This window comes from Geobacillus sp. G4, from assembly GCF_040327975.1.
GTDB lineage: Bacteria > Bacillota > Bacilli > Bacillales > Anoxybacillaceae > Geobacillus > Geobacillus thermoleovorans.
In genome coordinates, this window is the sequence record NZ_JBEPJY010000033.1 from 1 (window position 1) to 12,710 (window position 12,710).

Here is a 12,710-nt window from a genome sequence, read left to right on the forward strand (position 1 = left end):
GATGGCCGCTGCTTTGTTTGAGTATGCCCAAATTTATGGAAGGCGTATGTCTAATTTTGGATAATCAACACTCGTGGGGGATGACGTTATGCATATCGTTCGGGACAACGGAGACTGGCTCTGTTACGATCACTCCGTTTGAGGCAGAAGAAGATCGAATATTTGAAACGGTCGGCAAAGCGCTGGAAGGAAATGAAGTGAAGATTGTCAATGAACGGAGAGAGACGCTTCCACCAGGGGAAATTGGGGAAATTGCCTGCCGAGGGTTTGGTGTCATGAAAGGATACTACAACATGCCGGAACAGACCGCCGAGGTGCTTGATGAGGACGGCTGGTATTATACCGGCGACCTTGGGATGATGGATGAATACGGATATATTCGATTTATCGGACGGAAAAAGGAGCTTATCATCCGTGGTGGATACAACATTTATCCCAAAGAGATCGAAACGATTTTGCAGCAGCACCCAGTCGTTTTCGCCTCGGCAGTAGTCGGCTTGCCTGACCCAGTATTAGGCGAATCAGTTTGCGCTGTTATTCAACCCAAGGAAGGCGTTCATATAACCGAGGCAGACATCATCGAGTTTTTACGTCCATTGGTTGCGGACTATAAACTTCCAAACAAAGTTGTTTTTGTTGATCAATTCCCGACGACGGGGAGCGGAAAAATTCAGAAGGGGAAATTAAAAGAAATGTTAAAAGAATATTGAATATTTGGGAGGGAGAATATGTCGACGGATATTGTGTTGATTGAAGGAGCACGAACGCCATTTGCTAAATTTTGCGGTTCGTTTCGTGAAATCTCCGCGACCGATTTAGGAGCTATTGCGGCGCGGGAAGCGATGAAAAAAGCAGGAATCGAGCCAGAAGAAATCGACCATGTTGTATTTGGCAATGTCCAGCAGTCAAGCCGGGATGCTCACTTGCTTGCTCGCCACGTCGGCTTGAAGGCCGGGGTGCCCATCGACGTGCCGGCTGTGACGGTGAACCGGTTGTGCGGAACGGGACTCGAGACGATTATCATGGCCGCGCGCCTCATTTTAACCGGGGAAGCGGAAGTGGTGCTGGCAGGAGGCACCGAAAACATGAGCCAAGTGCCGCACGTCATTCGAGGAATGCGCTGGGGAACGCCATTAGGCAGCCCGACGGTGGAAGATTGGGTTTGGGATGGGCTGTATGACACAGTTGGTGGCTGCAACATGGCCATGACAGCGGAAAATTTAGCGAAAAAGTATCACGTTACGCGCGAGGAGGCCGACCGACACGCCCTCCGCAGCCATGAGCGGGCTCTTGCGGCGATGGCCAATGGGTATTTCCGTCAAGAAATTGTCCCCGTCACCGTGCAAGGAAAAAAAGGAGAAACGATCGTTGACACCGATGAGCATCCGCGGAAGACCAGTTTGGAGCAGTTAAGGGCGCTTCAACCGCGCTTTCTCGAAAACGGAGTCGTGACACCAGGCAATGCCAGCGGGATGAACGACGGTGCGGCCGCGGTCGTTATCGCCTCGGGGGACTATGCCGCCAAGCGCGGATTGAAACCGCTCGCCCGCCTCGTTTCGTGGGGCATCGTCGGCGTTGAGCCGCAGTACATGGGAATCGGTCCGGTTCCAGCGATTCGCCAAGCGCTCGACAAAGCGAATTTATCAATTGATGACCTCGACTTAATCGAAATCAATGAAGCATTTTCAGCCCAATATTTGGCTTGCCAGAAAGAACTGGGATTTGACGACGATAAAGGTAACGTCAATGGCGGGGCGGTCGCGCTTGGCCATCCGTTGGCAGCTTCAGGAACGCGCATCACGTTGACGCTCGTTTATGAGTTGGAAAGAAGAGGAAAGAAATACGGTGCTTCTTCGCTATGCATCGGCGGCGGCCAAGGTATTGCCGCAATTTGGGAGAGACTGTAATGGGCTAAGAGAAGGATTGGTAAACGCAAAAAAGAAAAGGACAGTACCTTTACAACGGCAGTCGAGTAGCAAATGATCGCAACGGCGGTTTTTCCATGATCAACAGGAAAAACCGCCTGATTTTATATGACGCATCAATCGGGTGAAAAGAAGCCGCTTTCTATTGGGATGGGTAATGGGGAAGATGCCCAAGCCGTTTCGATATATGTTGGGCCGTACTGACCGTTTGGCGGATCAGCTCGGGCAGTGTCTCCACCATTTTAAACGTGGCGCCGGCCAGCCCGATGGCGCCGATGATGCCAGTTCGATCAAAAACGGGCGCGGCGACCGCCGTAAAGCCGATAAATGTTTCATCCTTATCTACAAAAAATCCGTCTTTACGAATGACACGCAAACGCTCAAGAAATTGATGCTTGTCCACGATCGTGTTCGGCGTATGGGCTTCCAATGGATATTTTTCGAGAATCCCCTTTGCTTCTTCATCAGGCAAGTATGCCATGATGGTCGTTCCAAGCGCCCCGTAATGCAAGACGCGCCGGCGCCCGATGTATGAGCGCGGCTGAAAGCCATCGTCGCTGTCGAGGCGGATGACATATTGCAAGCTGTCTTGTTGGCGTACAGCAAATAATACGGTATAGCCTGTTTGGGCCTGCAAGTCATGCAAAAACGGTTCCGCCTCGCGCCGCATGTCCAGATTTTCGAGAACGATTCCTCCGTATTCGAGCATTTTATAACCGAGGCGGTATACGTTTTCCTTTTGATCGTAATGGATCAATCCTTGCGTTTCGAGCGTCCATAACAGGCGGTAAACAGTGGCTTTCGCTAGTTTTGTTTTCGCAACGATCTCTTCAATAGAGAGGTTAGGACGTTCAAAACTAAAACAGTTCAAGATTTGAACCGCCCGTTCCACTGAACGAATCGTCTCCACATTTACCTTTCTCATGATTGTGCTCCTCTGTAGCGATTTCATTTTCAACACTCATTGTAACATAAAGCGATAGCCGGTGCCCAGGCTAGAGAGAAGATTGAACATTCTTTGTATGTATATTTTAAATAGTTTGACAAATATTCGAGTTTGTTGTATTATTTAAAGTGTAAAAATGAATTATCAATTCATTATGCGAATTGAAGGGAGAGGGAATAATGGAGAACACAAAAATGAAAGCGCTTGAGCGTCTTAATGAAGAATTGGAGAAAGTGTATTTAGGTCCGTTGTGGGAGAAGCTTGGAAAAATGGTGACGCCCGAGCCTGATCACGAGGTTGTTCCGTATTTGTGGAAATGGGAGACGATTCGCAAGCATTTGCTGGAGGCTGGAGAGTTGCTTCGCTTAGGGAGGGAGAGCGAGCGTCGAGTCGTTTATTTGCAAAATCCATCGCTATTGAAACGAGGTCTAATCGGTTATTCGACCAACACACTGTACGTCGGAGTGCAGCTGTTGTTGCCAGGCGAAGTGGCGCCTGCGCATCGCCATAGCCAATCGGCGATCCGATTCATTATTGAAGGCGAAGGGGCCTATACGGCCGTCGATGGCGAACGAACATATATGGAGCGCGGAGATTTGATTTTGACACCAGCATGGACGTGGCACGATCATGGCCATGAGGGGACGGAACCGGTTATTTGGATGGACGGCCTCGATGTTGGATTGGTAAGAAACTTTGCCGGCTCGTTCTTTGAGACGTATTCCGAAGATGTATTCCCCGTTGCCGGTCCTCATAACGGTTCAACGTTCAAATATGCAACGGGGGTGCTGCGTCCGGTTTCCGACCGGAAGCGAAAAGGCTACCCTTCTCCGTTGATCGCCTATAAGTGGAAAACAACGAAACAAGTGCTTGAGAACTTGTCCAAGCTTGATCCTAATCCGTATGACGGCTATGCGGTCGATTACATCAACCCGTTGACCGGGGGATCAGCGGACTTGCGCATTGGAACGACGATGCAGAAATTAACCCCTGGCATGCACACAAAGGCGCACCGCCATGTCCATAGCGCCGTGTATCACGTTCTTGACGGTGAAGGATACACGATAATCAACGGGGTCAAATTTGAATGGGCGAAAGGCGATTTCTTCATTTTGCCGCCTTGGAGTTGGCATGAGCATGTCAATACAGGAGAGGGAGACGCCCATTTATTCTCCATTAATGATTTGCCGATCATGGAGCGGCTTGATTTGGAGAGAGAAGAAGCGTATGACAAAAACGGCGGCTATCAATCTATCATTGATGTATTCGAGCCACTCTCCCAAGTCTAACATATACACCGTTTTCTCAAGGTGTGCCTAGCGATTTTAAATGATCAAGATGATTTGCGTCTGCATGCGCCAATCAAAAAGAGGGGGTTGTACGGTTGAAGGGCCAAATGCCGAATATGGTGCAGGACATTGTTGAACACGCGGTGGTTCATTATGGGGAGAAGACCGCCATGATCGATGGTGAGCATGCACTGTCTTTTGTGGAAGTGAACGAACGGTCTTTGCGACTGGCTGAGCGGTTGAGAGAGCGGTTGAGAGATTTAGGCGTGCAAAAAGGCGACGCCGTGGCAGTGCAGTTGCCGAACAGCTGGGAGTTTGCGGTGGCCCATTTAGCCTTGGCGCGCCTTGGAGCCATCATGGTGCCTGTGAACTTAGTGTATCGACAAAAAGAGCTGTCGTTTATGTTTTCGTTTGCCCATGTAAAAGCGGTCATTGCCATTGACGAATGGAAAGGATTCGACCATGCGGAAATGATGGAATCGCTCCGGCAGACGATTCAGACGTTGCAACATATCATCATCGTTGGGGAAAGAAAGCGGCCCGATCACTATAGTTTCGAGGAGATGTTGACAGGAAACGGATTTTCGACGGATTACGGCGAGGTTTCCCCGGACGATCCAATGATCATGATGTTTACGTCAGGAACGGAATCTGACCCGAAAGCTGTCATCCATACGTACGAAACGTTTATTCCTGCCCATCTGCACAATGGGCAGGAATATGGATTGACGGGTGATGACGTCATGCTTTGTTTGACGCCGATGAGCCATATGTTTTCCCTACCGATGATTTTAATGGGCCTTTATAGCGGAGCTACTCAAGTGATGTTATCGCAATTTTCGGTTGAGCGTGTTTTAGATGCTTTCAGCCAGCACGGAGTAACCTTTTGTGTAGCTGCACCTGCCCATTTGATTGATATATTAAAAGGAACGGATGAAACAAAAGAATATCCATCAAAACTACGTCTTGTCTTAACCGGGGGAACAAAAATTCCGGCTTGGATGGTCGAATCGTTCCGTCAGCGTTTCCGTTGTAGCGTCGCTGCTCAGTGGGGGATGACAGAAATTGGAGCGGGATCATTTACGCGGCCGAATGATGAGCCGTATCTCGCTTCCGATACGGTCGGTCGGCCGTGCCCAACAGGGGAAATCGGCATTTTTGATGAGAATCAGCAACCGTTGCCGCACGGGCAAGTAGGGGAGATCGGTTTTCGAGGTCGTTCGCTGTTCAAAGGATATTATAAAAATGAAGCTGCGACTCAGCAATTCATGACCAAAGACGGTTTTTTCCTCACTGGAGATTTAGGATGGAAAGATGAGGAAGGCTACGTTCATTACGTCAGCCGAAAAAAGGACATTATCAACCGTGGCGGACTGAAAGTGCATGCCGCAGAAATTGAGGAAGTGTTGCTTTCGCATCCGCATATTCGCCAAGCGGCAGTGATCGCAGTTCCAGACGAACGGCTGGGAGAGCGCGGCTGTGCGATTGTGTCCTTGAAAGAAGGAACGACGTTTTCACTCGAAGACATGCAGCAATATTTGCTTAAGGCGGGAATGGCAAAATATAAACTGCCTGAATATTTGAAAATCGTGGATGAGCTGCCGACGACAGCATCAGGAAAGGTGAGCAAAGGAATGTTGCGCAAGCAATACGCGCAGATGGAAGTCAAGTAGGGAAAAGGAGTGGACGAACCATATGAAACTAGCGCTGTTTAATGACTTTCAGCTCGGAGTCATTGTCGATGATGTCATTTATGAGATTGGGAGCCGATTATTCGGCCGTCTTCATCAAGGTGTCGGTTTCTGTCCGATGACGCAGCTGATCGCCGCGTTTGATGCCTATCGTCTGGAAATCGAAAATCATTTGCACGAATGCCCGGCTTATGCGTTAGCGGACGTTCGGCTGCGCCAACCGTTGAAAAAACCGGGGAAAATCGTTGCGGCTCCTGTCAACTACGTGTCCCACCAAAAGGAAATGAAAGTGGAGCATACGGCAAGAGGGCTAGGCTTTTTCTTGAAAGCGCCTTCTTCCATCATCGGACCCGGCGACACGATTGTTTTGCCCGATCCGAACCGCCGTTTCGACCATGAGCTGGAATTCGCATTTGTTATCGGAAAGACGGCGAAAAACGTCAAAGCGGAAAACGCCTACGACTATATATTTGGCTACACCGGGTTGATTGATGTCACGTTGCGTCCGGATGAAACGCACCACGAGGAACGGTGTTTGCGCAAGTCATTTGATACGTTCACACCGATGGGACCGTGGATCGTGACGAAAGAGGAAATTGCCGACCCCAACAACGTCAATATGGTGCTGACAGTCAATGGAGAAGTTCGGCAACAAGCCAATACAAAAGAAATGATTTGTTCTGTTGCCGAGCTTATAGAAATTTATTCGCACATTATGACGCTTGAACCGGGCGATGTCATTACGACAGGAACGCCGGATGGCGTTGGACCGATTCATGATGGAGATGTCATCTGCATGGAAATTGAGGGGATCGGGGGCTATTCTGTCCACGTTGCCTTGGCTTCCAACACGGCTGCATTGCGATAAAGGCAAGGGGGAGGGATTGTTCATGGAAAGAAGATGGAAGCGGTATCATACTGTATGGTTAATGCTCTTTTTAGGATGGGTTGTCTCCTATATTGATCGAACATTGACAGGGCCTGTCGTCACATGGATGATTGAAAATAAAGTCGAGTTTTTGGCAGAATCGTCCAATCCTCATGCGCTCGGGGGATTGCTGGGCAGCTTGTTTTTCGCTGGGTATATGCTTACGCAATTCCCTGGTGGATATTTCGGCGACAAATTTGGCTATCGTGTCATTGTCGTCATCAGCATTGTATGGGCCGGTGTGACGACGCTGTTGACCGGGTTGGTCGGTGGCTTGGTAGCGTTTATCGCCTTGCGTGTGCTTACGGGGCTTGGGGAAGGCGTCTTTTATTCGAACGACCGCTCCTTGATCACCCAAGTGACGCCGCCGGAAAAAGTCGGGTTTGGGATGGGCGTTGTGCTGACCGGCCTTACGCTTGGGTTAACGATTGCGACAATTGCTACTCCATATGTTATTCAACTGTTTCAGCCATCGATGGGGACGCATGCATGGAAAGCACCGTTTTTGTCCATGGGGATCATTACTTTGCTCGTTGGCGCGATGATGTACAAATGGATGAGACCAGCCGGTTTTACGACTCAGTCGGAGTCGTATGGCCGACCGGTAGGAAAATTAATGCAAACTTCCATTTTGTTTTTGGTCATCATCATGGCCTTGTACTATGCTACGAATGCCATGCAATTATCGCCGACAGCGATCGGCTTGGTTTTAACAGTATTGGCCGTTTTGTATATCATTTATATTTATAAAACAAAGAGCGAGGAAGTCGGACCGATCTTAAAAAGCCGCAATTTGTTGCTTTTATATCTTTCGTTTATTCCAGTTTTATGGCATCTGTGGTTTTACGGCTTCTGGTCTGTTGCCATTGTTCAAGATTTTGGGGGAGGCACGCTCGTTTCAGCGGCGTTAATTGCTTCGTTTAATGCTGTTGCAGGTCTCATCGGCTTTCCACTTGGGGGGAGGTTAGCTGACCGATTTGCTGACGGAGTCAACGGAAAACGTAATGTATTGGCAGTGTTGACGGGGCTGCTGACTGTCTCCATTTTCATCTTTGCCTTTTATGTCATGTCAGGGGGCAGCAATCCGGTAATCATGTCTCTTATTTTATTTACTTCCGGGGTGTTCTTTTTCGCGCTTCAACCGGTCAACCATGCCCTTACAGCTGACTTTGCTCCGCCAAAATATAAAGGTGCGGCGTTTGGGATGCTGAATTTGTTCTCCGAAATTGGAGCGTTATTAGCGCCGGTGATTTCAGGAGCCATGCGCGATCATTCAGGAAGCTGGGGAAGTGCATTGTTGCTTGATGGTATTTTAATGGCAGCGAGCTTACTGCTTGTCATTGCTGTAAAGCCTAGTTTAGAAGGTAGACTAACTACTGTAATAAACGCCCAAGAAACAGATGTAAACCATTGAAGTTGACGAAAGGAGATATTTGCATGACAGAAAAAACAAATAAACGCCCTGTCCTCGTTGTCGGAGCCGGACCGATCGGATTAACCGCCGCATTGGCGCTCTGTCATTTTGGGCTTCCTGCGACCGTATTGGAAGCGGAGCCGAAAGACCGCCTCCGTCCGGGGAGTCGGGCAATCTACTTCCATAAGGCGACGTTGCAACATTTAGAGGATATTTTCCCTGGGTTGGGCAGGACCTTTGCCAAACACGGCGTCGTATGGCCGATCAAGCGCACCTTGTTCCGCGGCAAGGAGGTGTATATGAAGCGGTATCCGGCTCCTGATCCGAATGCGCTTCCACCGTTTACAAGCTTGCCGCAAGTCGAGGCGGAGAAGTTTTTGTATCAAGCTTGCCTGGAGGCGGGAGTCGAGTTTGTTTGGGAGACGCCGGTTCTCGATGTTCAGACCGATGAGGAAGGAGCCACTGTCATCACGGCATCCGGCGAACAATGGTCGTGCGATTATCTCATTGCGGCTGACGGGGCTCGTTCGACTGTCCGCCAGTCGGTCGGCATCGAAATGGAAGGGCCGCGGACGAAAGACTACTTTGTCGTCGTTGATGTCAAAGAAGATGAAGCCGATCCGTTGCCGCTTGAGCGGGTGTTTCATTATCAGCATCCGGCTGTGGACGGGCGCAACGTCCTCTTTGTACCGTTTGCCGGCGGGTGGCGCATTGATTTGCAATTGCTTGACGGCGATGATCCGGAGCAGTTCGGCAGTGTGGAAGGCGTGAAGCAATGGCTGCCGAAAGTGATGCCGGAAAAATATGCCGACCGCATTACCTGGGTGTCGACGTACCGCTTTTTCCAGGTGGTTGCGAAGTCGCTCACTGACCGCCATCACCGTGTGCTGTTGGCCGGCGAAGCGGCTCACCTGTTCGCCCCGTTCGGGGCCCGCGGCATGAACTCCGGCGTGCCGGATGCGATTATGGCGGCCAAGGCGATTCAGACGGCACTTCAGGCCAACACGCGTGAAGAAGCAAAAGAAGCCATTGCCGCAGCTGCCAATGAGCGCCTGATCGCGGCGCGATACAACCGCGATTGTGCGGGGATTGCGTTAGAGCATATTCAAGGAACGGACCCAGCGATCAATATGAAACGCGAAGTGGCCGCTTCATTGGCACCGATTTTGCCGCGCCTTGGCAAGTGGCTTGATGAAGGGCCGTACGGGCCGAAATCGGGACCGCCGCAGCTGTCGACAAAATATTGAAAGGAGGAGGAAAGGGATGGATTATCATTTTCAGGTGCGTTGGGGAGACACAGATGCGGCGGGAATTGTCTTTTACCCGAATTTTTATAAGTGGATGGATGAAGCGACGCATCATTTTTTTTCTGAACTTGGCTATCCAACAACAATACTATTTGAACAGAAGATAGGATTGCCGATTTTGGAGGCCAAATGCCAGTTTCGCTTCCCGTTAGTGTTTGGTGGAGAAGTCCGTATTTGTTCAGCGATTACGGAATTACGAGAGAAGGTATTTCAAATTGTCCACGAGTTTTATGAACGTGAAACAGTGGTTGCTGTTGGGTATGAGATGAGAGCGTGGGCATCATTTGCTGATGGGAGGCCAAAAGCTGTTCCGATTCCTACCGAAGTGAAACAAGTGTTGGTTGAACGGTTGTCTTTTCGTTCAGTAGAGTCTCAGACATAGTTCTAAAACAACTAGGAGGAGAATCATGACTACTTTGTTGCAGATGGAAAAAGAGAAATATGGACCGCCGACTGAGCAAGTGATTTCCGTCCTTTCTGGATTGTTAAACATGGATTGGTTTGTCAATGCAGGTACTCCACATTATCGGAAAGAGGTAGAAGAAGCGATTCATGAATGGATGGATAGCTTTCATTTGAAACAATATCGTATCCATTGGCTAGAGGAAGGGATGGTTGTTCCTTCTTTAGCGAAAATAAACTTGGCGAAAAGCCCGTTATGGCGCTCTTTGTTTCCCATCCCGGAACACATGAAGCAAGCGGCGGCCACTGCAGGGAGAGAAGGATATTTGACCAGGCTGGTCGATGAAATTCCAGCTCATTTATTCCATAATTGTTTTGATGCGGCGTATCGTGTTTTCCATCAATACGGCTCATCAGTGGTAAAAACGGCTGTCTGCTCGGTCATGTATATCGGGGGAATGGCCTGTGCTTGGGAATCTGTTAGCGACCTTGACGGATGGGGATCCAATCCGTTTCGTACGCTGTTGCGTGTATTTGAGTACGGGCATTGGCTGTTAGGCATGGATGATGAACAATTGTATCTATTTTAGACAGCGCATAGCCGCAAGCAAAGGGGACGGGATGAACATCCGTCCCTTTTGGTTTTCCGTTATGGCAAGTCTAAGAAAGCTTGGATGGATTCGAGGCTTGGCTGCACAGGCGGCCATTGCGATAAGTCAAACGGAAAATCCGATCCTGGCAACACTCGCTCTTGACCGACGAGATCGATCAACAGTTCGAGCGCTCGGCTGTCCCAAAGAACGGTGTCAAACCAAAAACGGCGCAAATAGTCGAGCGGCGGGGCTTGCAGTGAAGACGCCACTGGGCGCCATACGTCATACCCTTTCTGTAGCCGGCCGATTTGATAGGGAAGAAAGCCGCCGCCATGGGCCAATAAAATGCGGACGTGCGGGTAGCGGTCGAGCCAGCCGCCAATCAGCAAATCGGCGGCGCAAACGGTCGTTTCCCAAGGGACGCCAATCAAATTCGCCATTCGTCGTCCTTTCAGGCGTGGGTCGTCGCAAAGAAGCGGATGAATGAACAGAATGGCGCCTAGCGTATCTGCTTCTTCCCAAAATGGAATAAATGACTCGTTGGTGAGGAGCTTCTGCCCGACAGATGGGCCGATGATTGCCCCTTTTAACCCGTTTTTCATCGCTCGCCGCAATTCTAAAGCCGCCTGTTCTGGGGCGTTGAGCGGCATGGTCGCCAAGGCCGACAAGCGATCAGGATGGATTGAGGCCAAGCGCTGCAGTGCATCGTTATAAAGGCGCGCCAGCTCGTTGGTGACGGCGGCTTCCACGTCATATAAAAACAGCTGCGGAATGGGAGAGAGGAGCGAATGGGAAACGCCCGCCCGCCGCTGTGCCTCGAGATAAGCATGAAGATCGATGAATTCCTCCTTTAGGCGAAACCCCCACTGACGGTTGATGGTCAACATTTTTTCCTCGTCATCCCAATGAACAGGGATGTGGGTTTGCTCCTCTTTCAGCCACTGTATCACTTCGGGTGGAATGAAATGCGTATGGACATCAAAACATTTTTCCATTGCTTTTTCTCCTCTCTAGAAAAGTTGGTGAAAAACAATGGTCTCTTGAAAATCATCGGTTCGTGAATGCAACCAAAGGCTTTTTCTACGCTGTTTTTCAATTAGAGAAAGTCTTTTATTGGAGCGTTTTCTCTGTTAAATCACCGGCTCTCTAGATCATTATGTCGGCTGCCTCGTTGACGAGGGCGGCGGCCAGTAGCCGAGTTTTTCCGAAATCTCATTCGCCGCGCGTTTCACTTTGGCGATGACCCCAGGATTGTATGGATGAAAGCGGTGAACTGGTCCGATCACGCTGAGTGCGTAGGCGACTTTTCCGGTGTAGTCGCGAATCGGCGCCGCGATGGAAGCGACCCCTTCACGGAGTTCCTCGATGCTGATGGCATAGCCTTGACGTCGAACGGCGTGCAATGCCTCGCGCAACACGCGGGGATCCGTCATCGTGTTCAACGTGAATTGGGTCAATCCATGCTGGATGTATGCCTCAATGTCCTCCTCTTTTTGATGGGCAAGCAACACTTTGCCTGAACTTGTGCAATGTAGCGGATTTCGTCGACCGACGTGTGAAAGAGCTTGAACAGGCTGACGGCTTTCGACTCGGTGGATGTAGATCACGCTCTGATCGTCAAGCATAGCAAGGTGAGCTGTTTCTCCCAAGTCATCGACTAACTTTTTAAGTATTGGCTGCGCTTCCCTGTTGATTTCTAAGTGGGATGTCAACACCGTGTTCAGCTGCAAAATGGTCAAGCCGAGCCGATATTTTTGCGTTTCCGGATCTTTTGTCACGAACCCTTCGCTGGCCAATGTGTGAAGAAGACGGCTGACTGTGCTTTTTGACAATCCAAGTGAAGAGGCTAATTCCGTCACTTTTTTCTCTGGTTCATCCAATGAGAAGCTGCGCAAAATGCGGAGAGCATTTTTGACGGATGAAAGCAAATAGTCTTCGGCAGTGTGCTTCATCGAGTCTATCCCCTTTTTGATAGTTTCATATGAAAGAACAGTATTTCTTATATCATAACATATTAAGAAGGAATTTTCAGATATCTAGGAACAAAAAATAAAAAAATTTTTTAATAGTTTCATATATAAGAACATCGATGTTGTATACGGGACAATAGGTCGTTATGATGGGGATAAAAGAATTTCTAACTGTAGATGAGCAAATTCACTGACATAAATTGACAACTAAACAAAAAAGGAGACATGAACCGGACTCCTTGGGT

12 protein-coding genes are annotated in these 12,710 nt (G+C 49.4%); 9 read left to right on the top strand and 3 right to left on the bottom strand.

The window, feature by feature from the left end; all coding sequences use genetic code 11:
- The first annotated feature begins 80 nt into the window (after positions 1–80).
- Together ABS784_RS16410 and ABS784_RS16415 are read left to right on the top strand one after the other, a co-directional pair.
- The gene (locus ABS784_RS16410) at positions 81–710 is read left to right on the top strand and encodes a class I adenylate-forming enzyme family protein (protein ID WP_352513292.1); all 630 of its coding nucleotides are present in this window, start codon (positions 81–83) and stop codon (positions 708–710) included.
- A gap of 18 nt (positions 711–728) precedes the next feature.
- Positions 729–1,907 (top strand): acetyl-CoA C-acetyltransferase, encoded by a 1,179-nt coding sequence (locus ABS784_RS16415; protein ID WP_044737208.1) that lies wholly within the window; start codon positions 729–731, stop codon positions 1,905–1,907.
- A 160-nt stretch (positions 1,908–2,067) separates the two neighbouring features.
- Here ABS784_RS16415 and ABS784_RS16420 read toward each other — a convergent pair whose 3' ends face one another.
- Complete coding sequence (locus ABS784_RS16420) at positions 2,068–2,850, bottom strand: IclR family transcriptional regulator (protein ID WP_033012605.1); 783 nt, start codon at positions 2,848–2,850, stop codon at positions 2,068–2,070.
- A gap of 215 nt (positions 2,851–3,065) precedes the next feature.
- Here ABS784_RS16420 and ABS784_RS16425 point away from each other — a divergent pair, with 215 nt between their 5' ends.
- The 7 genes from ABS784_RS16425 to ABS784_RS16455 all read left to right on the top strand — a co-directional run bounded on the left by ABS784_RS16425 (position 3,066) and on the right by ABS784_RS16455 (position 10,492).
- A complete protein-coding gene (locus tag ABS784_RS16425) occupies positions 3,066–4,160 on the top strand; it encodes a cupin domain-containing protein (protein WP_033012608.1) in 1,095 nt (364 codons plus the stop codon).
- 107 nt (positions 4,161–4,267) lie between these two features.
- Positions 4,268–5,833: a class I adenylate-forming enzyme family protein gene (locus ABS784_RS16430; RefSeq protein ID WP_352513297.1), complete on the top strand. Its 1,566-nt coding sequence runs from the start codon at positions 4,268–4,270 to the stop codon at positions 5,831–5,833.
- Between the two features lie 22 nt (positions 5,834–5,855).
- Positions 5,856–6,719 carry a fumarylacetoacetate hydrolase family protein gene (locus ABS784_RS16435; protein WP_025948726.1) on the top strand — a complete coding sequence of 288 codons (864 nt, stop codon included), beginning with the start codon at positions 5,856–5,858 and terminating at the stop codon, positions 6,717–6,719.
- Between the two features lie 22 nt (positions 6,720–6,741).
- Positions 6,742–8,193: an MFS transporter gene (locus tag ABS784_RS16440; RefSeq protein ID WP_352513299.1), complete on the top strand. Its 1,452-nt coding sequence runs from the start codon at positions 6,742–6,744 to the stop codon at positions 8,191–8,193.
- A gap of 23 nt (positions 8,194–8,216) precedes the next feature.
- On the top strand, positions 8,217–9,440 hold the full coding sequence (locus tag ABS784_RS16445; protein WP_318538792.1) for an FAD-dependent oxidoreductase: 1,224 nt from the start codon (positions 8,217–8,219) through the stop codon (positions 9,438–9,440).
- Positions 9,441–9,456: 16 nt separating this feature from the next.
- Positions 9,457–9,882, top strand: a complete 426-nt coding sequence (locus ABS784_RS16450) for an acyl-CoA thioesterase (protein WP_033012936.1) — start codon at positions 9,457–9,459, stop codon at positions 9,880–9,882.
- 25 nt (positions 9,883–9,907) lie between these two features.
- The gene (locus ABS784_RS16455; RefSeq protein WP_033012939.1) at positions 9,908–10,492 is read left to right on the top strand and encodes an SAM domain-containing protein; all 585 of its coding nucleotides are present in this window, start codon (positions 9,908–9,910) and stop codon (positions 10,490–10,492) included.
- Between the two features lie 59 nt (positions 10,493–10,551).
- Here ABS784_RS16455 and ABS784_RS16460 read toward each other — a convergent pair whose 3' ends face one another.
- Both ABS784_RS16460 and ABS784_RS16465 read right to left on the bottom strand, forming a co-directional pair.
- Positions 10,552–11,490, bottom strand: a complete 939-nt coding sequence (locus ABS784_RS16460) for an amidohydrolase family protein (RefSeq protein WP_020279864.1) — start codon at positions 11,488–11,490, stop codon at positions 10,552–10,554.
- A gap of 159 nt (positions 11,491–11,649) precedes the next feature.
- Positions 11,650–12,447, bottom strand: coding sequence for an IclR family transcriptional regulator (locus ABS784_RS16465; protein WP_033012940.1), 798 nt, complete (start codon positions 12,445–12,447; stop codon positions 11,650–11,652).
- Between the last annotated feature and the right edge of the window lie 263 nt (positions 12,448–12,710).